The following is a 22,602-nucleotide window of genomic DNA, read 5'->3' on the forward strand; positions in this document are numbered from 1 at the left end:
TAATTTTGGAATCGCAAAAAGCAAGCCACTCTATACAAAAATAGTACTTAAAGCATTGCAAACAAATATACCTTATATACTTTTTTGCTGTATTTTTATACTGTCATTCCCCTCATTTATCACCGCCCAGGAAATTGATTCTCTTGGTGGCATTCGTATAGACGCGGCGCGTGATACTATAATTTCTGTAGGTGAAGGCATACCGCTGGCCCAGACCATTCGTATGCAGGACAGCATTCTGGCAGATACGGTGCGCCCTCCGCAGGGAAACCAGCTTTTAACAGATAAGGTGACTTATAAAGCAAAGGATTATCTGCGCCTTAGCCAAAGGGAAAACCGTATGTACCTGTATAATGAAGCTGAAGTGGTCTACGGAGACATGACGATTAATGCCGGCCGTATAATTATTGATAATGAAAAAAATGAAGTATATGCTTTTGGAATAGTAGATTCCACAGGCACTTATACCCAGGCTCCTGTTTTTAAACAGGGGCCTAAAACAGTAGAACCAGATTCTATAAGATTCAATTTTGATACTGAAAGGGCACTCATTTACAATTCCCGTACCCAGGAAGCACAGTTTAATGTAAAGGGAGAAGTTACCAAAAGGGAGAATGATTCTGTCTATTTTATGCAGAACGTGCGCTTTACCACTTCTGAAGATGTGGATAATCCCGACTACTATTTTTATGCCCGAAAGATAAAATTTGTACCAGACAAGAAAATTGTTGCTGGTTTGGTGAATATGTACATTGCCGATGTTCCCACACCATTAGGATTGCCTTTTGGTTATTTTCCGCTTACCGAAGAAGAAACCTCGGGCTTTATTATTCCTTCTTTTGGAGAAAGCAATGCCCGGGGGTATTACCTTCAGAACGGTGGCTACTATTTTGCCATAAGCGATTATGCAGATCTTTTGGCCATAGGAGACTATTATACTAACGGTAGCTATGCCATGAACCTCGAAAGCAATTATGCCAAACGTTACCGCTTCCGCGGAAATATAAGTTTCAGGTATGAAAGGCTGTTAGAAAGCGAAAGAGGTTTTCCCGATTTTGCGCAAAGCTCTAACTATAACTTAAGGTGGTCCCACAGCCAGGATTCCAAAGCCAGCCCTTCTTCAAGATTTAGTGCTTCGGTGAATTTAGGAAGTAGCGATTATTACAGGGAATCTGTAAATCAGGCTAATACAGGTAACTTTTTAAATAATACCTTAAACTCTTCGGTTTCCTACTCAAAGACATTTGAGGGCACCCCGCAGGTCACCTTAAACCTGGCTGCCCGGCATTCGCAGAACACCAATACCGGAGTGGTTAATTTAACTTTGCCTACCCTAACCGCCAGCATGTCCAGGATTTATCCTTTTGAACCCAAGGTGGGAGCAAAAAAAGGAATTATAGAAAACATTAATTTTCAGTACAACTTAAGAGCTGAAAACAGGATTAGCACGTATGATTCTCTGTTCTTTAAACCGGAAATGTTTGAAGGCGCGGTTTATGGCGCTCAACACTCAATTCCTGTCTCTACTAATTTCAAGCTTTTTAGATATCTAAGCGTTAGTACCGGTGCCAGTTACGAAGAAAACTGGGTTTTTGAAACATACGACCGGTATTACGATGAAGAAACCAATAGTGTTTTAAGGGATACCATTAAAGGCTTTGATGCTTTTCGCACTTATAATTTTAATGCCAGTATAGGAACCACAGTTTATGGAATGAAAAGCTTTGGGAAAGACAAAAAAATCCAGGCTATAAGGCATGTAATGCGTCCTTCACTAAGTTATAACATCAATCCGGCTTTCGACCAGTATTACGACCAATTTGAGCAACCGGACGCAGCAGACCCCACGCAGATAAACCTGGTGGACTATTCCCGCTTTGACGGGACGTTATATGGTGCCCCGGGAAGAGCTTTTTCAAGCTCAATTGGCCTGAGCATTAGCAATACCCTGGAAGCCAAAGTCCGGGATAAAGATAGTACCGCCACAGAACCCAAGAAGGTTACCCTCCTTAATAATTTTAGCGTAAGTACATCCTACAATCTTGCCGGGGATTCCTTAAGGCTGGCTCCTATTTCTATGCGCGGAGGAATTCCGATAATAGACAACAAGCTCACCATCAATTTTAGCAGCTTACTGGATATTTACGCGCTGGATAATAATAACCGCCGCATTGATAAGCTCAATATAAATAACGGTGGAAGCTTATTCCGTTTCACCAACGCCAATGTGAGCTTTGGATATTCCTTCTCAAGTAAAGATTTTGATAAGGATACGGAAAATGATGATGAAGTAGAAAACGATACGTACCGCAATGGCGGGCGCAGGGACGATCTATTTGGAAAAGGGACAGATCTTGATGGCACATTTTATGAAGACGGGGAAGATCCTTTTGAAGGCAATGAAGAACGGGAAACCAATAGTGAATGGTACAACTACAAGATTCCGTGGGACCTGAGGCTTTCTTACACCATGACCTATAGCAATAATGCAAGACAGGATGAAATAACTTCTCACTCCCTCATGTTTTCCGGTAACGTGGAATTATCGCCTAAATGGTCTGTAGGCGCATCTTCCGGTTTCGATATTAAAGAACAAGGGTTTACCTACACTCAGCTTCGCTTTGCAAGAGACTTGGACAGTTGGAGGATAAACTTTAGCTGGATACCCTTTAGCCAGCGCAAATCCTGGAATTTCTTTATTGGGATAAAATCTTCTATTCTTAGTGATATCAAATACGAGAAGCGTAGGACCAGGGACAGGAGGCTTTAAATAAAAAACAATTGACAATGGGTAATTGATAATTGATAATGTGGATTGAATGTAGAGAAAAAGTAAAGAGGGAAGTAAGAGAAAGAAAGATAATTCAAAATGAGAAATTTTAGAATAAAGAATCATTTCATAATTTAGAATTCATCCTTCAAAATAATTTTAAATTGGAAGGACAATATTTTTTAGATTAAATTTATCAAATATGAAGAAAATTATTAAAACCAAAAATGCCCCTGCACCAATCGGTCCATATAACCAGGCAATCCTGAGCGGTAATATACTTTATGTTTCAGGCCAGATTGCTATTAATCCCATGACTGGTGAACTGGAAACAGAGGATCTTGCCGCGGAAACCAAACTAGTGATGGAAAACCTTAAAGCTATTCTTGCTGAAGCAGAAATGGATTTTGATAATGTTATTAAAACTTCCATCTTTATAAGTGATATGAATAATTTTGGAAAGATAAATGAGGTTTACGGAAGCTATTTTGATACCGAAACAGCTCCTGCACGGGAAACGGTGGAAGTAGCAAACCTCCCAAAATTTGTAAATGTTGAAATTAGCGCTATAGCGGTAAAGTCTTAATTTCGAGACCTAAATACCCTTTATTAATAATCCGGCTGTGGCAGGGTTTGTAGCCAGTGGCACATCATGAACATCGCAAAGGCGCATTAACATAAAAATATCGGGTTCATGAGGATGTTTATCCAGCGGGTCACGAAAAAAGATAACCATATCTATAAGGCCCTCAGCTATACGTGCCGCTATTTGTGCATCACCTCCTAATGGACCGGAGAGTAGTTTTTCCACTTTAAATCCCGCCAGTTCTGTTTTTGCACCGGTTGTACCTGTTGCCACCAGGTTGATATCTTTAGACTGAAGGGTTTCCCGATGCTCATTAAGGAACTGAACCATCTCTGCTTTTTTACCGTTATGGGCAATAATGGCTATTGTTTTCATATCATTATTTAGGTAGATAAGATATCTGAGATTCTCAGAAGATCTTTATTAACTTTATGCTCGGTTTGTAAGGCTTCCATAATTCCGGTTGCTTTTATATCGTTATTAATGATTCCTACCATCATGTCCCGTTCTCAATCCATCAATAATTCTACGGCTTTTACACATAGACGGCTGGCCAGTACGCGGTCAAAACAAGTGGGCCTTCCTCCCCTCTGGATATGCCCCAACACAGTAACTTTTGCATCATAATAGGGTAAATTATCCTGCACATATTCTGCAAGTTCAAAAACATTTTTACCTATTTTATCCCCTTCAGAAACTACCACAATACTGGAAGTTTTCCCGGACCTCCTGCTTCTTTCCAGGGAATTTAGCAATCTTTCCAGCCCAAGATCTTCTTCAGGAATCAGAATTTCTTCAGCCCCCGCTCCTATTCCACTGTTTAAAGCAATAAAACCAGCGTCCCGTCCCATAACTTCCACAAAGAATAGGCGGTTATGAGAACTTGCAGTATCTCGTATTTTATCTATTGCCTCTACTACTGTATTCAAAGCCGTATCGTACCCAATAGTATAATTGGTACCCGAAATATCATTATCAATAGTACCCGGTACTCCTATGCAAGGAATATTATGTTCTTCGCTTAAGGCCAGCCCTCCCCTGAAGGTGCCGTCACCTCCAATTAAAATCATGGCATCTACATGGCCTCTTTAAGTTTTTCAGCAGCTTTAGCCCTGCCTTCTTTTGTACGGAATTCTTTGGAGCGCGCAGACTGTAGCATGGTCCCTCCATATGTAATAATATTACGGACACTCCTTGCATTTAAAGGAATGTAATCGCCCTCTATCATTCCCTGAAAGCCCCGGTAAAAGCCCACACATTCTGTATGGTAATAAGCACAGGCCCTTACTACTGCACGAATGGCAGCATTCATCCCTGGTGCGTCGCCACCGGAGGTCATCACTCCTATTTTTTTTATTTTTTTTGACATAAATTATGCTGTACTTTTCCTCTTTTCTTTTAAAGAATGATGTAAATCTAAATACAAATAGACATCTGGCAAAATATTATAGAAACTTCAAATAATATTTTGTAGAATACTAATTCCATAAAAGAATTATTTTAGCCGATGAATGGATTTGTTGTTAACATTTCTTTAACGCCACTAATGTAGAATACCTAGCTTGTCATAGCTTTAATATGTAAGAATTTTTGGTCAATATTGCTATTTTTTAAGATTTATTTAAGTATAACTAGTTGTATTTGTGTTAGTTAAAAAAGTTTTTGAGCTATGGGAGTTCAGTAAAATTTATTTTCTTTGATAACAGATTAACCATTCTACTTAAAAGCCATGCATTACAAACCAACCCAGGGCTTCCTTTATGTGCCCAGCAAACCAAAGCCTACGCTAAAAGGTGCTACAGAAATTAATTTTGATTATTATTTTTCTGCCCGCTACTTTGAAGAAAACGTCCTCCTGGATGTGACTACTAAAATTATTTCGCATTATGACAAGGTTTACACCAGAATTTCTAATCATCTGATAAATCGAGGTGAAGTAAAAACCTGTGTTAAAGAATGTATCCTTACCCATTTGCTTAGGATGGGAGTGTCCCGCAAAAGAGCCGATCATATCCTGAAAGATTTCAGGCTAAGTCCTAGAAAGATACAATTTCAATAATATAATATACTATTTACCGGCACTCGTGCCGCTTAAAATATATTTGGGTTAGCTACATTTGGGGAGATGTACTAATCTGAAAAAGGGAGTGAATTAATTTTTGCTCCCTTTTTTCATTTTGCTTTATTACCACGTAATTAATCTTCAGGGAAACTAATATAATCAGGCGCAAGAGATTGTTGGTTCGTTTCTTCCTCATCCTCTTCTTTTTTAGCCTTAGAAAATTGACTGTCTGCTATTTTCCGAAGCAATTCTTTAAAAGTATCAAAATCTACCGAGTACGATAAGCCCACTCCCTGGGTGAAACCTATTTCTTCTCCAATAAACTGGATATTATTTTCACGGTTGAAGACTTTAGCGCGCAGAGTACCGTCTTCATTTAAAAGAAAGTCTATCTCTACATTTCCAATAATCAGCGATTCCGTAACTCCGCCGATAGGCACCCCAACCTGCCCGTTTATTAAAACGCGGTCACTAATTTGGGTGGAGAGGGTTAGCCCAAACCTGTCCACGGTTTGCTGATCTGGAGTACGGTCTCCCTGTACATAATTAACCCCAACCTGGAACTTCCCTTCTTCATCTGCAAAAATATCATTCACAATACTGGAAGCCCGCTCTGCCAGCGTCCCTGTAATAGCTGTTTGATTTATGCCAAATTCACTGTAAAAAGCACCCTGGGTAACCAGGAATAAAGCCTGTAATTCCTTACTGGCCCGATCGTCAATTTTATATTCAAGCTCAGAGCGTACTACAGAACTGGCACTTGGAAAGTCAATATCAAAAGTAATATCAGGCTGTACGATTTGACCCTGCAGGTTAATCACCACTTCTACAGGGATTTTACGGTTGATGGTGGGATTTTCCAGCAGGACAGAAGGATTGGCATTTAACTGGTACACCGCGCTCACATCCAGTTCAGCCCGTACAGGATTCCCGTCCCAGTTAATGCTTCCTCCGGATTTTACACGGAAAACCTTTTGGACCAGCCCGGCATATTTAAAATTATAAACACCTTCATAAACAATAAAATCTCCCCACATGTTAAACTTACCGTTGGTGTTAATCTCCAGCAGCAGGTTTCCTGCCCCACGGCCGCGCAAAGTACTTCCACTGGTTTTATCTATCACCACTTCCACCTCGGCATCATTGGTCACATCAAGATCAAACACCATTTCCAGCCCCTTTACTTCAGGCAAAACAATTTCTTCCCCGGCAAGTTTGGCTGCTTTTTCTTCCGGGCTAAGGAAATGTATATAGGAATTATCACCCACAGATTCGGTATCACTTAGAGGGATTTTAAAAACCGTACCTTTTTCTGTTGTGGCATTTACTTCCATTAAAAGTTGGTCTGTAGGTCCTTTAATAGAAGCGTCTCCACCTATAAAAGCTGTTCCGTAGTAAAGAGCATCTTCCTCTGCCTCAGTATCCAGAACTAAAAGCCTGTCTGTATTGATATTTAAATCCAGAAACCATTGGGTAAAATTTTTATGAGAGATATTGCCGCTAAGGATGCCGCGGGTATTGTATTTGGTATCTGTAAACCTGATGTTATCAAAATTAAATTGCTGCCTGGAGAGATTAACCTGCGCCATATCCTGGAAGCGGTAATCCACATCCAGGTAAGGAATGCTTAACCCTGCATCCTGTAAAACCAATTGCCCCCCAAATTCAGGGTTTTTGTAATTACCCTCTAGCCTTGCGGTACCAGTTGCACGTCCCCTTATATTGCCTATGGCCTCTCCTCCCAGCGGACTAAAAGCGGCCAGATTTAATTCTTCCAGGTCTATATCCAGGTCTATGGTGGGAACGGCGCCTGCCACATTTATATTTCCCAAGGCCTTCAGGGACTCTACGCCCTGCTTCTTAAGGTGGGCATTAATGTTATAATTGGTTAAATCCTGGTTGCCTTCCACCTCAATCAGCAGGTTCCCCAATAGAATCTCATTTACATTAAGAGAGTCTATACGCAGGGAAGTATTAGGATAGTACGCGCCATTCTCCTGAAGCAGGTCCAGTTTGCCGTTAATTCTTCCGGAAAGCCCAAGCTTTTCTATGTCTGGAGTGATTTTGTTAAGCTCTACATTTTCAAACTCCATATTAAAATCTTTATAGGTAGAATCTCTCATCATCCCGCTTAACCTAATTTCTTCATTGTTATGGCTCATCACCAGCGAATCGATCACGATATTCCTGAAGTTATCTTCAATAACAACCTTGTTGCTTTTGTTACCTTCTTCGTTGAGATACCAAACATTGTTTTTAAATTTAAGATCTGAGCGCTGTATGCCCACAACAGACCTGTTATTCTCATTGATAGTATGAAAGAGGTTGATGTTAAAAACATCTTCGTTATTTTTCCCGCCCTGAAATTCAGACCTGATGAATAAAGTATCCCGCTGGGTTACGTTTATGAAACTGAATTCCGAAAAATTATAAAAATCGGTCGAAACACTATCTGCTTCAAAATAAGTATTATAGATGGGGTTAGTATTGTCCACCTGAAGGTTTACCTCCTGGAACATATTTTTAAAGGCTTCAATTTTTGGAGACCTGAAGGTAAGTTTAAATTCAGATTCATCAGATTCCACCCTTCCTCGAACAAAAGTATTAGGAGCCAGTGTAATTTCAGGATAAAAAACTTCCACTATTTTATTGTAAATATCAAAATCAAACTCCATGTATTGATTGGTGGTAATGGTCCTGGGTTCGTAATTGGTGTAAATGCTACCCAGGGAGTTTTCAAAAAGCGCTCCTACTTCCCGAAGCTGAAAAACCCCCTGCACCTGCCCACTTATCACATCTGGTGAATTTATGGCAATGGTTCTAACATTTCCTTCAAATGAAGATACTATGCTGAAATCGTCAAAATAATAGAGGTCGTTCTGGTTTCTGTAAGAAGTATTCAGCAGCAGGATATTTCCGAAGGCATTATCTATATTGGTACCTTTCATATTCATAATCACATCGCCCTTAAAAACCGAAATACTGTCACGGGATATAAAGTTAAGGGCATTGAGATCTGCATATCCCACAGAAGCTTCAAAATCATATACATTTATATCTTCTGAAACATCCACAAGCCCGTTAAATTCCATTTTCAAATTTGGATCATTGGAAACCAGGTTACCATTAAAAACCGGGTTCCTTAAATTTCCAATTACCCTGATATTCTTGTAATTATAATTATTATATTTTAAATTTGAAATTGCTCCCCGAAGCTGCGCATTGATATTTTCTTTTTTAAAGCCACTTCCATCCACATCCAGGTTGAAACTGGTTTTTCCAAGTTTTTCGTTGTTTAACAAACGGCCGACATTGAAATTCCGGAAAATTAGATTTCCTTTATAATTCACGGTGTTGGAATTATCGAAATTGCGCAAAACAAAATCGGCATCGGCAGATCCCAACTGGGAATTAACGAGAATATCGGCCACGAGTGAAGTCGCGGTTAAAACCGCTTCACCGCTCATCCTTAAATTTCCAAAGTCCCTCAGGCTTTGGGGCAGGTTTCCAAGCAGCGGGCCTGGCAGCAGGTTTACGAGGTCGTAATAATTGGAATTGAATTCTTCAAACTGCCCGGAGATCCTAAAATCTTCTGCCTGTTGTGAAAAAGCCCCCTGTACTTCAAGGTTGCCATAAACGGCACTACGGTCCATGCCTTCCAGCTCCAGGTTTTCCAGGAAAAAATCATTCAGGGTTCCTGTCATGTGGGTGTTAAAAGTTACAAGTTCCCCATTTCCAAAACCATCATAAAAGACCTGAAGATCTGTACTGGAAATAGAAGATTCCCTAAAAAGGGCATTTACCTGTACTTTATTTTCAAAGTCTGAAAACTGCTCCCTAGTGTAGTTAAAGTTTAGATCCCCCTTTATTTCAGAATTTGCAGTATTAAGCACCAGGTTTTGCAACTGCATGTGGTGAGGGGTATAACTAAACGCTGTGTTTAAATTGGTAACCGCAATCCCCCGCCGCTCTTCAGCACTTAAAGAAGTAATCTTCACTTTTATAAGTTCGCCGTCTATCAGCAGATCTTCGGCATTCAAATTAAGATCATCCAGTAATAACACATTTTCAGTATCCAGATTTTCATCCCGGTAACTGTAGTTGCTATTAAGGATCTGCACATCCTCCACCTGCAGTGTAAATGGAGCCGGAGGTTCTCCTGTGGGTTCCTTCTTTAATTTGGAAATAAGCAAACTTAAATTATCCCTGTCTTCGCCTTCATAGCGTTTCATTTTTAGCGTAAGATCTTCTACTACGGTATTTCCAAAATTGGGACTGTTATTAAGCAGGTTTCTCAGGCTTAGAACAGAAGTGGAGACCTCGCCGGCATAAAGCAGGGTGTCCAGATGATGGTCTTCCACATAAATGCCTTTTACCTTTATATTTCCAAAATAGGAAAGGCTCACGCGGTCTATGCTAATATTAATATCTTTGTTTTTGCGAAGAGATTTTGTGATCCTGTCCGCGACAGAAGTTTGCACGGCGGGAATAGAAAATACGATAAGCAGAAGTATAAAAAACAAAAGAAGCGCAACTACCACTCTTTTTAATATTTTCCAAAATTTTTTGATACGCTTTTATGTTTTAAATTTGTACGAAATTAGCAACTTCTATGCCTCTTTAATTTTCCTGATGACACCACAACACATCTATATTCTCGCTATTGAATCTTCCTGTGACGATACGGCTGCAGCTGTACTTTGTAACGGTAAAATCCTTTCTAATATTGTTGCCACACAGGAAGTGCACCAACAATATGGCGGGGTGGTTCCCGAACTTGCTTCGCGGGCCCACCAGCAAAACATTGTTCCTGTAATCCACCAGGCATTGGTTAAGGCAAATATCGACAAAAAACACTTATCTGCAATTGCTTTTACGCGTGGCCCCGGCCTTATGGGTTCCCTCCTGGTAGGAACTTCTTTTGCCAAGTCTTTGGCAATGGGTTTAAATATTCCCTTAATTGAAATCAATCACATGCAGGCCCATATCCTGGCACATTTTATTGAGGAGAAAGGCTTTGATAAACCTCAATTTCCCTTTCTGGCTTTAACTATTAGTGGCGGGCATACCCAAATTGTAAAGGTTATAGATTACTTTAAAATGGAAGTTATAGGGCAAACCACAGATGATGCCGTGGGAGAAGCGTTTGATAAAAGCGCGAAAATTATGGGGCTTCCTTATCCCGGAGGGCCACTTATAGACAAATATGCCCGCGAGGGAAATCCTAAGGCTTTTAAATTTCCAAAACCAAAGGTTGCCGGGCTTGATTTTAGTTTTAGCGGACTTAAAACAGCGATCTTATATTTTATTCAGAAGCAAACTAAAGAAAATCCTGATTTTGTGGAAGAAAATTTAATGGATATCTGTGCTTCTATCCAATATACGATTATTGAAATATTGATGGACAAGCTGAAAAAAGCTGTAAAAGAAACGGGAATTAAACAGGTTGCCATTGGTGGGGGCGTTTCTGCAAACAGCGGAATTAGAAATGCGCTGAAGGAAGCTGAAAAAAAACACGGCTGGAAATGTTTTATACCAAAATTTGAATATACTACAGATAATGCAGCGATGATTGCCATCGCAGGACATTACAAATTCCTCAAGAAAGATTTTTCAGAGCTCTCCACTACTGCACAGGCACGCTATAAATTTTAAAAGATGCAGCTATTTTATCATCCCGGTTTAACTGAAACAGCTTCCCAGGTTCTCTTTCCTAAAGACGAAAGTAAACATATCACCAAAGTTCTTCGTAAGAAAGAAGGGGATCTTCTGGAAGTGACCAATGGAGAAGGATTGTTATTTACCGTTGAATTAATACAAACAGGAAACCAGGCGCTGGCCAAAGTCATAGAAGTAAAAATTGAAGCTGCGGCACCTTATTACCTGCACATGGCCGTGGCGCCCACCAAAATGAATGACCGTTTTGAATGGTTTCTTGAAAAGGCCACAGAAATTGGGGTACATGAAATCACTCCTGTAATTTGTGACCACAGCGAAAGAAAAGTGGTGAAATTAAACCGTTTTGAAAGAGTGTTGCAGAGCGCGATGAAGCAATCTTTGCATTACAGGATGCCCAAACTTAATGAGCCGCGAAATTTAGCCGAATTTTTAGAATCGGTACAGGAAGAAAATAAGTTTATTGCTCATTGTGAAGATCATCAGCAACGCTTCCTGCTGAAAAATAAAGTCTCCCCAAGATCCAGGGCAATAGTGCTTATTGGCCCGGAAGGCGATTTTTCTCCGGAAGAAATCGAGCTGGCACTACAAAAAGGATATCAGCCGGTAAGCCTTGGGAACAGCCGCTTGAGAACGGAGACCGCTGCTATTGCCGCCTGCCATACTTTTGCACTTGCGAACCAGGATTAAGCTTTTTCTTCGTTTAAAATTTATACTTTTAAGGAATTAAAAAACCATAATGAAAAAAGTACTTCTGCTTCTTCTTTTTTATTGTGCAGCTTACTATGGCAATGCCCAGCAAATTGCCCTTCTTAAGTATAATGGCGGGGGAGACTGGTATGCCAATCCCACCTCCCTTCCTAATCTTATTGAATTCAGCAATAAAAATATTGGCACTGCTATAAAGCCCAAACCAGGAACGGTGACTCCGGGGGCGGCAGCTATCTTTGAATATCCCTTTGTGCATATGACGGGGCATGGAAATGTATTTTTTAGTGAAGAGGAAGCCAAAAACCTCAGGAACTATCTTTTAAGCGGTGGTTTTCTTCATATTGATGATAATTATGGGATGAACCAATATCTTCGGAAGGAATTAAAAAAGGTTTTTCCGGAAAAAGAACTGGAAGAATTGCCTGCCAACCATCCTATTTTTAGCAGTGCTTTCAATTTTCCTAACGGACTGCCCAAGATACATGAGCACGATAACAAACCACCACAGGCCTTTGGCATTTTTGATAACAACCGGCTGGTATTGCTGTTTACGTATGAGTGTGACCTGGGAGACGGTTGGGAGAACCAGGAAATTCATCATGATCCCGAAGAAGTACGCAAAAGAGCCCTACAAATGGGTGCCAACATTATAAAATACGCTTTCGAAAATTGAGTGACCAGCTTTCCCATTATCAATCCAGGTTCGATAAGAAGCAATTTCCCATGGTTATGATCCTGGATAATGTTTCTGGCGAAGCGAATATTGGAAGCCTCTTCCGGCTGGCCGATGCTTTTGGCCTTGAAAAAATTATATTTTGTGGGATCTCCCCTAACCTTAACAGCAATAGGCTAAAGAAAACTGCCAGAAACACCCATCAATATGTGAATTTTGAAATTTTTGACTCTACGCCGGAAGCGGTAAATTTTTACCAAAAACAGAATTACCATGTATGCGCGTTGGAAATTACCAGTAAAAGTGCATCCCTAGCATCTGCAGATTTCTCATCCAGGAAAGCTGTTGCCCTGGTCCTGGGAAGCGAAATTCATGGTATTCAGGAGGAAGTGCTTACTCTTTGCAATGAAGTACTGCACATTAATATGTTTGGCAATAACAGCAGTATGAACGTGGCACAGGCCGCAGCAATTGCTTTGTACGAAATCACTAAAAGCTTCCATTCTTTAAATTAGAAATAATATATTTACGCCGTGAACGCAAAAGAACTTTCTTACGGGATATTACGTGCAGCCGGAATAATGGTTGGTATTATTATCCTTCTATATTTTTTATACGAGATACAGTCGGTTCTGGTTTATATAGCAGTGGCGGCAGTAATTTCACTTGTAGGCCGGCCAATCGTAATATTTTTAAAATATAGGCTGCGGCTGCCAAACCAGCTGGCGGTTATTATTGTCTTACTGCTCGTACTATCTCTTTTTATAGGGTTAATTTATGTTTTTGTCCCTATTGTGATAGAGCAAAGCCAGTACCTGGGCAGGATAGACATGGACGCCTTCAGGAGCGACCTTAATGACCTTAACACGCAGATAAACAGCTATCTTGGCGTGGAAGAAATAAATATAATCGAAGGCCTTAAACAAAGCGAATTTGTAAGAAATTTTGATATTACCGCCATTCCTAAATTTCTAAACAATGTTTTTAGTTTACTTGGAGCCACTTTAATCGCTATTTTCTCCATAATTTTTATTTCCTTTTTTCTACTGAAGGACAGCAAATTAATGATTAACAGTATTTTAGTATTTGCAAATCATGGGGAAGAACTTAAATTCCAGAGGGTATTTAATAAAATTAAAATCCTTCTTTCCCGGTATTTTGTTGGCCTTACCATGCAGGTGACGGTACTTTTTATCCTTTACACGATTTTGTTGAGTGTTTACGAAATAAGAAATCCCATAGCGATCGCTTTTATTTGTGCATTTTTAAACCTGGTGCCATACCTGGGACCGCTTTTTGCCGGAATTTTAATGGCCCTGTTTGTGATTTCAAGCAACCTTGGCGCCGACTTTTCTGTGGTGATCCTGCCGCGCTTAATTTACGTAATGCTTGGTTACAGCATTTGCCAGTTGATAGATAATTTTATTTCCCAGCCAATGATCTTTGGAGCGAGCGTGCGTTCACATCCACTGGAAATTTTCCTTATTATTCTTATTGCCGGCCTTATGTTTGGAATTGGAGGAATGGTGGTGGCTGTCCCCTTCTACACTGCCCTTAAAGTAATAGCAAAGGAATCTTTAAGCGAATACAAAATTGTAAAAAGGCTTACCAGGGATCTTTAAATTTACATTTTGAACAAATTTTTACTTCATGAAGCGGTTCAGGAATTTATCCGGGAAAATCTGCATTCAGATCTTTCCAGGATTATTCTGAAGGGTAGTCCGTTTCCGGAAGTTTCCATTCAGGAGATAGCCACTCAAATTATCGGTTTAAAAACTGCTGAAAAAAAATTTCCTGATTTCTTCAGTACCAAAAATATTATTTTCCCGCCCGGCCTTAATCTGGAACAGGCTTCTTCTGAAGTTACTGCGGAATATAAGGCCAGCCTTATTTCTGGGAAATCCCTGCTGGATATCACCGGTGGTTTTGGCATAGACAGCTTTTATTTCTCCCAAAAAGTCGAAAAGCTTAGCTATTGTGAAATTAATAAAGGCTTAGCTGAAATAGCCGCCCATAATTTTAAAGTATTAAAAGCACAAAATATCCAGGCCAACAATGTTAACGCAATGGATTTGCTAAAGAATGCTTCTGAAGTTTATGACTGGATTTTTGCAGATCCCGCCCGCAGAGATATTCATGGGGGAAAAGTTTTCCGTTTAAGCGATTGCCAGCCGGATATCCCGGCTCATCTTGAACTTCTGTGGGCCCGTGGCAAACATATTCTGATAAAGACTTCTCCCCTGCTGGATTTACATGCGGGTATAGAGGAACTTCAAAACGTTGCGGAAATCCATATTGTTGCCGTAGAAAATGAAGTGAAAGAATTGCTATGGCTTCTTCAAATAAATGCTTCCGAAGAAATAAAAGTGAAAACCATAAATTTTCAGAAGAAAGGAAACCAGTGGTTTGAAGCGGTGCTTTCAGCAGAAAAAAGGGAAACGGCATATTCTCTTCCGGAAAAATACCTGTACGAGCCCAATGCAGCCATCATGAAAAGCGGTTGTTTTAAAAAGCTTGCTGAAGTCACCCAAACTAAAAAACTACAGGTCAATTCTCATCTATACACTTCAGATAAAATAAAAAATTTCCCAGGAAGGGCATTTGAAGTTGTTGATATCATGGAATTTAACAAGAAAGATTTAAAGAAAAACTTCAGCGGTAAAAAGGCCAATATCACTACACGTAATTTCCCTCTATCTGTAGCTGAAATAAGAAAAAAGTTTAAAATTAAGGATGGCGGGAAAGATTACCTGTTTTTTACCACCAGTCTAGAAGAAGAAAAAATAGTGCTGGTTTGTAAAAAAGTGAATGTTTAAAATTTATATTTCATTGCATATATTAGCCAAATATCAATGAGAAAAAAATTCCTTATCAGGAGAGTTTCCGCAATTCGATAATATGGTTCTGGCGGTAAGTAATCTCAAAATTCAGGTCCAGGATCCAACGGTAAGAATAATCAGGGTCAAGAATAATCACTTTTTGAGCATTTTTGCGAATCATTTCTTTCAGCTCCTGCTGGAAATTGTTATCAGATTTTTCAATAATATAAATTCCGGCATCTTTTAAAGCCGAGATTTCCTTTGTAAAACAAAGGAAATCATGACCGTTCCTAAATGCATTGCGCGATATTCTTAATTTGGCATCTTCCGTTTCAAATCCCGTGATCTGGTTTTTAGGATGTTTATAACTTAAATAAATAGCCAGCATTCCGTAACCGGAATGGAATACCGCCACCTTGTCCTGGTCTTCTATAAAGCCTGAAATTCGCAAATAACGTTCTCTTTGTTCAGAAAACGTCTTTTGCATTTGCCTGTAGACAGATTTGAAGCGGTAATTATCCAGCACAAGCCTTTTAAAGTATAACTGGTTTTTAAAAGAAACCTTTTTTTTAGGATTAGAAATCAGGTTTCTCAGCCTGAAAGGGGCAAGACCTTTTTCTGCCCTGCGGTGAAACAGAAAATCGAAAAGATAAGCCTGCAACACAAAAGCCACAAAAACAGCCGTCAGCAACCCAATACTCACAATTAGCGAAACAGAGCGTAAAGCGGGATGTGTAGCGAAGAGCAAGGCGCCTGTTCCTATTATAGTGGTAAATACAGCTAATAAAATAGAAGTGCGGCAGGTACTTAGTACGGGCAGCCCTTCTTCATATTCTTTAAGCGCTGCATTGGTTATAAAAATGCTGTAGCCCAGCCCAGGACCAAAAATAACAGCTGTAAGAATAATATTTATCATGGTAATTTCAAGTTGAAAAACACTCATGATTCCGAGGCTAATAAACAAGCTCACCAATACAGGCAATATGGTGAGCAAACTAATTTCCAGGCTTTTATAAAACATAAGCAGAACCAGGAAAACGGCAAAAATGGAAATCCCCGTTAGCTGATTAAAATGATTTTTAAGATTTCCCAGGAAACCCTGGTTAATCCTCTTGCGGCCTACCACCACCAGGCCTTCCATATCCTGCAGTTCTTTTGCAAGATCTACGGAGCTGTCCCCGGGAAGGTTTACCGTGGTGGTTACTGTTGCAAAATCCGGGCTTATGGAAATAAAGTTATTAAGGTAAAGATTGGCAGTATTTCGATAGGCGTCTAAGAGAATAGGATCAAAATCTTTTTCCAGTTGCCGGTAAAAAGTGTTGAAGCTTTCCTTTTTAAAACCGTAATTCTCGGACTGATCAATAAGATCCTGTTTCAGTTGTTCTTTTTTGCCTCCACTCCAAAATTCATCCCAGCTGGCTATTCGTGCAGTTTGGGTATTGGTAGAGAGAACCACTCCCCCAATGCTACTAAAATTTTTAATTTCTCCCGCCTCCTGCATTTCCTGCAGCCTGGTATAAAGATTATAGTTGTGCAGTAGTGCTTCATCTACCGTATTGCCATAACTTACCAGAAAATTTGTTTTTCCTGACCTTCCTGCTATCCCCAAAACTTTTTCTTCAGTATTCTTTAGTTCTTCAGGAGCATAGCTTAATCTGGAAATATCGTTATTAAATCTAACGCCTGTAAAAAAGAAAAGTCCACCTGCAAATAGAATTCCCGCCAGTACCACCAGGACGGTTTTCTTATGAAAATCTATGGCTGCAAACTTATGGAAAAAACCACTCTTTTGGTTTTCCAGAGAGGAAGGAATCCTGTAAAGCAAAGGCACAAGAACAAGAGCAAAGATTGCAGTGCTAAAAATACTAATCGCTGCCAAAATTGCCAGGTCCTGCAAAGCTTTGCTCTGTACAAACAGCAGGCATAAAAAAGCAACCGAGGTGGTAAGGCTATTCATTAAAACGGGCCTGGTTACTTCTTCATATAACTGCCGTATATTGAGATTACTTCTGTAAAGCGTTATAATATGCAGGGAATAATTAAGGCTGATGCCCAAAAGGATGGCTCCCAAACCCAAAGAAACTGCCGAGATGCTCCCTTTTAGGAAATACAAAAGTGCCACGGCTACAAGCCCACCCAGCACACTGGGTAGAAATATAATAAGCGACACCTTAAACCTTTTGTAATAAATAGTAAGTAATAGCAGTAATATTCCAAAGGCTATAACGATGGTGGTCTGGAGGTCATCTTTAATAATTTTTGCTCCGGCCAGGGAATACAAAACCCCTCCAAAAAAATCTCCTTCCACATCTTCATACTTTTGATTAAGAGAAGATTGAATATTCCAGAGCCTGTTAATAAAAGGCCTGTTTTTAACCGTTTCTGAAGCCGGCAGAGAAGGGCTAATAAACAGCAATAAATGCTGCCTGTCTTTGGTAAGTAAAAAATTATTATAGAGTTCATATTCATTCCCCACCTGCAACTCCTGTAGCTTGGTTAAGCCCAGGTTGGTGACAGACAAAGGATCTTTAAAGATAAATTCTTTGGTGACAAGACCGGTGGGAGCAATGAGGTTGCGATAATCTTTTCTCAAATATCTGGCAATACTGTCTTCTGTAATCCTTGCCTGAATTTCTTGATAATCTTCAGAATTTAAGAATAAAGGCAAATGATTATACACAAAATCATACACCTCCAAAACCCCTTCTTCAGGCAATTCCCCTTCTATTTCTTCAATATACTCTGGCAATTCTTCCTGAAGCGAATCAATAAATTCTTCTGCATAACGGGTAAGGCGGTCAGGGTTTGTTTTTTCGGAAGAAGCCGAAATTGTAACGATGATTTTATCTGAAAATTTAGTTTCCTCTAAAACCCTGCGCAACACCTGGTGATCTTCCCCAGAAGGAATTAACTGGCTAATATCTTCTTCAAATTTTATTTTCGAGGCAAAAAAAGACAAAACAGCGGCCAGAATAATAAGAACAGAAAAACTTACCAACTTCTGCTGTTTTAATAGAGAATAGATTTTCAGAAAAAGTTTGGACATCTGGGGCTTTATAACCTGTTTGGCTTTAAAACCGAAAATAAGAAATAAAACACAATCCGTATAAGTAATGCAATAAAACCTGTAAAACCCACTGAAATACCTGGTAATTTAAGCAGACGCAGTGTGACCAGGTGGAAATTTATTTGAAGCTGGCATTGATTTTTAAAGAAATATTACCATTATTTTTTGCCATCCCTCTAAGTTCTACAGTCTCTTTATTATCTTCCATTTCAGATTCTAAAACAAGCACATCGTCTATATTAGGATCTACCACGGCCATAAACTTTACATTGGAAGCTTTGGACAATTTTAACCTTTTACCAGTTAACCGCTCCATTTCTTCACGAAACATGTGCATTAATATCACTCCCGGGGTTACAGGCCTGCTGGGAAAGTGCCCATTGTAAAGTTCATGGTTTTTATTAATCCTGAGATGGGTAATTGTTTTTCCATCTTCCTGAAAGGTTTTTAAAACGGAATAGAAATCCTGTAGCAGCATTTGCCTGATTTTTTTGATTGACTAAAATAGGAAGAATTTCATTGGAAACACGAGAATTTAAATGGCAGCGAATTTTTTTCCTTACTGCTGAAAAACAGCACCATCCAAAGGCTGATTCATCTGTACATTTTTAAGATGGATTTCTGTGGAATCTCCACCTTCATCAATAAGTTGTACAGACTGTACCATGAATTCATTGTTAAAGCGCATTAAGATTTTGCTGAACATTTGTGCTATAACTTCATCCTTGGGCTTAAGGCTGGCGCAAATTTGTGAATTATCACGAAAGTATATTACTTCAAAATTATCTGCTTTTCCCAGTAATTTGCCATTCATTGTTTCGGAAATCATGGTAATCATTCTTCCAAATAGTTTGTTTGCCGATGCTTCTGTTATACTTTTTTGCCCGTCATCATTAATATAAAGTTTTCCATCCATAAAAAGAATGGTATATTGAAAGGGCTCGGAATACTGCCATTTAATAGCATCAGGAGACCGGAAAAAAATCTGTCCCTTACTCTGCGCAACCCGGGTGATCATTTCCAGGTGTTTGGTTTGCACAAAGTCTGCCTGAAGCGTCTCCATGTCCCTTACCCGGGAAGCAACTTCCTGCTGAAATTGTTGCTTTTCAGCTTCGTTAAGTTGGTTCCCCTGTGCCATTACATTAAGGGCCACAAAAAACATCAAAAGATTAAGTATCCGCATCAATTAATAAAATTATTTGCCTTAAAAACTCAATATTGCGCTCTGGCAGAAGTATCAACAATTGTTCCAACCCTTCTGCCATTTCTCAATTTTCTAAATTGAAACATCTTATGAGCAATAACCTTGCACTTATTAGAAATTGAAAATATAAAGAACAAAAGAAGGATTACAATATGGCGGTTTAATCTACAGTGACCGTTCTCATCTCCGATGTGGCAATTAATTTCCCATTCTGGTCTTCAGTACGTGCCGTTACCAGGGTCACCATCATAATTTCATGAAGGATCTCTACAAAAGTAGTAAGCGTACTTCCCGCTTTTGGCAATTCCAGCACTTCCACAGATTTAATTGCTCCTATAAATCCAGTTTGTGGCTTATCCAAACCCGCAATAAATCCACGATATCCGCGGTGCAGTGACATGCTTTGAGCCATATGCTCTATAACCCCCGGCTCTGAAAAAATTCCCTTTTCAACCAAAAGATTATCCGGTGGAATGGTAAACCCCATTTTACCGGTAAGCGCAGTATATTCATATAAGCTATCTACCATCACGAAAGGCGGTTTCTGCGGGATTAATTTCAGAATCTGGTCTTCTTCCAGGATAGGTTGTTTCAGTAGGTTTTCTGCCATAGATCATGTTTTATTCTCTTCCCGGGAATTGGTTCAGATAAAATTAAAGTTTCCGGGGGTTATCAGCATTACTTACAGGTTTTGAAGATAAGATTTTTGAAACTGTTCTCAGGAATTTTTTTACAGTTTATACCGCAATCATAAAATAACAGGTTAAGCTATGTAATTTTGATTTACAGACTTTTATTTTTTTTCTTGATACAGCTAATTTTCTGAAGTAAAAGTCTTTAAAGGCCGGGGGCAAACTTTAGCTGTTATTTTTAGCTGAAAAACGGAAGGAAAGTTTGGAAGGTAAATAAGTAAAACCTACATTTGCATCCGCAAAAACAATTGCGATGTTCTTTATATAACGGAGAGGTGGCAGAGTGGTAATGCAGCAGCCTGCTAAGCTGTCATCCTTTTTGGATGCCCGGGTTCGAATCCCGGTCTCTCCGCTTAAATTTTAGTCTTTGAATATTTGTTCTCTTTTCTTCTGTAAAACCGGAATAAATTTATCCGTTGCACGGCTGCTTTTTTAAAGTGATTTGGAACGGAAAAGGCTGAAGATAATTATTCAGGGGGTATTGAATTTGAATCTTGAATAAAAAATATTGAATTAATTGCGAAAGCAATTTTTGGGGTGTAGCCCTTCGACAAATCTCTTACAAGATTTGCTCAGGATAAACACCGCCCGGTTCCCGGCCTATTTTATAGTCTATCAGGAATCTGAAATATTAAATTTTGAATTGAGTAGCACTGGCTATTTATTCGGGGTGTAGCGTAGCCCGGTTATCGCGCCTGCTTTGGGAGCAGGAGGCCGCAGGTTCGAATCCTGCCACCCCGACAATTACGGTGTCAATAGACACCAAAATATAGCTAATCTTATGAAAATCAAGGATTTTCATTTTTCTTAAAATCATAAGATTGGCTTTAATATCAATTCAAAGGTTACCTATTCGGTTACCTGATTTATTACCGGAATTTTCACTACATTGGTAATTCAATAGACTTGACTTTCGCAGCGATTTGACTTTCGTAAACAAATCGATTATTCACTTAAAGCGAGAGTTTATGCAGACTTCCAAGACTTTTACCATTCATTTTTGGCTGAGTATGGCCAAAGCAAAAGATGATTTTGCACCTATTTATGCCCGTATCACGGTCGATGGAAAACGTGCCGAGATCAGTTTAAAACGATCCACATCGGTTACCTATTGGGATACCCGTTCCAAAAGGTCAACACTAAGGACTTCCGACGGCAAGGCACTCAATGTTTACCTTGACCAAGTGTATTCCGATTTGTTGGCTTGTCACAAACAGCTTCTGGGCGAATCCAAATATGTTACCGCCCAGGCCATCAAGGCCCGGTATCTCGGAGAAGATGAACAGCACAAAACGCTGCTTCAACTGGTTTCCTACCATAATAAGAATATGGTTTCGGTACTCAAGCCCGGCACCTTGAAAAATTACTTCACTACGGAACGCTATATCAAACGGTATTTGAAGCACAAACTAAAGACCAACGATGTTTTCCTTAAACAATTATCCTATAAATTCATCATTGACTTTGAACAGTTCCTTCGTAATGGAAAATCCATAAACCGCTCCCAGCCCCTAAAGAACAATGGGGTTATGAAACATTTGGAACGCTTGAAAAAGATGATGAACCTTGCCCTTCGGTTGGAGTGGATCGAAAAAGACCCCTTTGTGAGGTTCTCGCTAAAGTTCACAAAACACCAGCGAGCATTTCTGTCCCAATCGGAACTTGAAGTTCTGGAATCCAGTCAGCTTTCAAAAGGGATGCACCAAAAAACAAGGGACGTTTTTGTTTTTGCCTGTTATACGGGTCTGTCCTATATCGACGTGAAGTTGCTTTGCGACGACCATATTGTACGCGGCATCGATGGGGATTACTGGATATTCACAAAAAGGGAAAAGAACGATGAAGCGGTAAAAATACCGCTTTTGGATAAAGCCCTTGACATCCTGAAAAAGTATGACCAGGGAACTGAAAACAAAAGCGAAAAATTGCTGCCGGTATTTTCTAATCAAAAAATCAATAAATATTTGAAGGAAGTAGCTGCTATCCTAAAAATCAATAAGAAGCTTACGTTCCACGCGGCAAGGCACACGTTTGCTACTACGGTTACGCTTTCCAATGGCGTGCCCATTGAGACCGTTTCAAAATTACTCGGTCATACAAAGCTTTCCACAACGCAAATCTACGCCAGGGTCATCGAACAAAAAGTGTCATCTGATATGCGTTCGTTGCGTAGTAAATTAAACACCACGGACAAGGCCGAAACAAGGGTGCACTATCAATAATTTGATTTGGAAAACACCTTTTAGGTTCTAATCCAGTCGGCACTCTTTTTTTTTCGTCTAATAATCCCTTGCAGATTTAGGTTTTGTATTGAGCCATAAATTTCTGCGTTAAGTCATTTT

16 protein-coding genes, 2 tRNA genes and 1 pseudogene are annotated in these 22,602 nt (G+C 39.6%); 12 read left to right on the plus strand and 7 right to left on the minus strand.

Annotation, left to right across the window (positions count from 1 at the left end; translation table 11 throughout):
* The first annotated feature begins 55 nt into the window (after positions 1-55).
* Together AB8M93_RS03620 and AB8M93_RS03625 are read left to right on the plus strand one after the other, a co-directional pair.
* Positions 56-2,770, plus strand: coding sequence for a putative LPS assembly protein LptD (locus AB8M93_RS03620; RefSeq protein ID WP_373056272.1), 2,715 nt, complete (start codon positions 56-58; stop codon positions 2,768-2,770).
* A 202-nt stretch (positions 2,771-2,972) separates the two neighbouring features.
* On the plus strand, positions 2,973-3,356 hold the full coding sequence (locus tag AB8M93_RS03625) for a RidA family protein (RefSeq protein WP_373056273.1): 384 nt from the start codon (positions 2,973-2,975) through the stop codon (positions 3,354-3,356).
* Positions 3,357-3,365: 9 nt separating this feature from the next.
* On the opposite strand, the gene AB8M93_RS03630 is transcribed toward AB8M93_RS03625, so the two are convergent.
* Positions 3,366-3,731, minus strand: a complete 366-nt coding sequence (locus tag AB8M93_RS03630; protein WP_373056274.1) for a methylglyoxal synthase — start codon at positions 3,729-3,731, stop codon at positions 3,366-3,368.
* An 8-nt stretch (positions 3,732-3,739) separates the two neighbouring features.
* A pseudogene (gene pfkA / locus AB8M93_RS03635) lies at positions 3,740-4,725 on the minus strand (6-phosphofructokinase).
* 360 nt (positions 4,726-5,085) lie between these two features.
* Between pfkA and AB8M93_RS03640 the strand changes: the two are divergent.
* Positions 5,086-5,415 (plus strand): hypothetical protein, encoded by a 330-nt coding sequence (locus tag AB8M93_RS03640; RefSeq protein ID WP_373056275.1) that lies wholly within the window; start codon positions 5,086-5,088, stop codon positions 5,413-5,415.
* Positions 5,416-5,552: 137 nt separating this feature from the next.
* Here the strand turns inward: AB8M93_RS03640 and AB8M93_RS03645 are convergent, their stop codons facing one another.
* Complete coding sequence (locus AB8M93_RS03645) at positions 5,553-9,959, minus strand: translocation/assembly module TamB domain-containing protein (protein WP_373056276.1); 4,407 nt, start codon at positions 9,957-9,959, stop codon at positions 5,553-5,555.
* A gap of 91 nt (positions 9,960-10,050) precedes the next feature.
* Here AB8M93_RS03645 and tsaD point away from each other — a divergent pair, with 91 nt between their 5' ends.
* The 6 genes from tsaD to AB8M93_RS03675 are packed head-to-tail and all read left to right on the plus strand — an operon-like array spanning position 10,051 to position 15,294.
* Complete coding sequence (gene tsaD, locus AB8M93_RS03650; RefSeq protein WP_373056277.1) at positions 10,051-11,073, plus strand: tRNA (adenosine(37)-N6)-threonylcarbamoyltransferase complex transferase subunit TsaD; 1,023 nt, start codon at positions 10,051-10,053, stop codon at positions 11,071-11,073.
* Positions 11,074-11,076: 3 nt separating this feature from the next.
* Positions 11,077-11,784, plus strand: a complete 708-nt coding sequence (locus AB8M93_RS03655) for a 16S rRNA (uracil(1498)-N(3))-methyltransferase (protein ID WP_373056278.1) — start codon at positions 11,077-11,079, stop codon at positions 11,782-11,784.
* Positions 11,785-11,833: 49 nt separating this feature from the next.
* Positions 11,834-12,478 carry a DUF4159 domain-containing protein gene (locus tag AB8M93_RS03660; RefSeq protein ID WP_373056279.1) on the plus strand — a complete coding sequence of 215 codons (645 nt, stop codon included), beginning with the start codon at positions 11,834-11,836 and terminating at the stop codon, positions 12,476-12,478.
* Positions 12,475-12,993 (plus strand): TrmH family RNA methyltransferase, encoded by a 519-nt coding sequence (locus tag AB8M93_RS03665; RefSeq protein ID WP_373056280.1) that lies wholly within the window; start codon positions 12,475-12,477, stop codon positions 12,991-12,993. The genes AB8M93_RS03660 and AB8M93_RS03665 overlap by 4 nt, the downstream gene beginning before the upstream one ends.
* Before the next feature lie 18 nt (positions 12,994-13,011).
* Positions 13,012-14,100 (plus strand): AI-2E family transporter, encoded by a 1,089-nt coding sequence (locus AB8M93_RS03670; RefSeq protein ID WP_373056281.1) that lies wholly within the window; start codon positions 13,012-13,014, stop codon positions 14,098-14,100.
* Positions 14,101-14,109: 9 nt separating this feature from the next.
* Positions 14,110-15,294, plus strand: coding sequence for a THUMP-like domain-containing protein (locus tag AB8M93_RS03675; protein WP_373056282.1), 1,185 nt, complete (start codon positions 14,110-14,112; stop codon positions 15,292-15,294).
* A 55-nt stretch (positions 15,295-15,349) separates the two neighbouring features.
* On the opposite strand, the gene AB8M93_RS03680 is transcribed toward AB8M93_RS03675, so the two are convergent.
* From AB8M93_RS03680 to AB8M93_RS03695, 4 genes are all read right to left on the minus strand, one after another.
* Positions 15,350-18,343 carry an MMPL family transporter gene (locus AB8M93_RS03680; protein ID WP_373056283.1) on the minus strand — a complete coding sequence of 998 codons (2,994 nt, stop codon included), beginning with the start codon at positions 18,341-18,343 and terminating at the stop codon, positions 15,350-15,352.
* A gap of 139 nt (positions 18,344-18,482) precedes the next feature.
* A complete protein-coding gene (locus tag AB8M93_RS03685; RefSeq protein WP_373056284.1) occupies positions 18,483-18,842 on the minus strand; it encodes an ApeI family dehydratase in 360 nt (119 codons plus the stop codon).
* An 81-nt stretch (positions 18,843-18,923) separates the two neighbouring features.
* Positions 18,924-19,547, minus strand: coding sequence for a flexirubin biosynthesis/transport protein LolA2 (gene lolA2, locus AB8M93_RS03690; protein ID WP_373056285.1), 624 nt, complete (start codon positions 19,545-19,547; stop codon positions 18,924-18,926).
* A 181-nt stretch (positions 19,548-19,728) separates the two neighbouring features.
* The gene (locus AB8M93_RS03695) at positions 19,729-20,178 is read right to left on the minus strand and encodes a hotdog family protein (RefSeq protein ID WP_373056286.1); all 450 of its coding nucleotides are present in this window, start codon (positions 20,176-20,178) and stop codon (positions 19,729-19,731) included.
* Positions 20,179-20,529: 351 nt separating this feature from the next.
* Between AB8M93_RS03695 and AB8M93_RS03700 the strand changes: the two genes are divergently transcribed.
* From AB8M93_RS03700 to AB8M93_RS03710, 3 genes are all read left to right on the plus strand, one after another.
* Positions 20,530-20,612, plus strand: a tRNA-Ser gene (locus tag AB8M93_RS03700).
* Between the two features lie 314 nt (positions 20,613-20,926).
* A tRNA-Pro gene (locus AB8M93_RS03705) sits at positions 20,927-21,001 on the plus strand.
* Positions 21,002-21,228: 227 nt separating this feature from the next.
* A complete protein-coding gene (locus AB8M93_RS03710; RefSeq protein ID WP_128767235.1) occupies positions 21,229-22,482 on the plus strand; it encodes a site-specific integrase in 1,254 nt (417 codons plus the stop codon).
* Positions 22,483-22,602 lie beyond the last annotated feature (120 nt).

Origin of the sequence: Autumnicola aciditolerans (assembly GCF_041679265.1) — a bacterium.
Classification (GTDB): Bacteria; Bacteroidota; Bacteroidia; order Flavobacteriales; family Flavobacteriaceae; genus Autumnicola.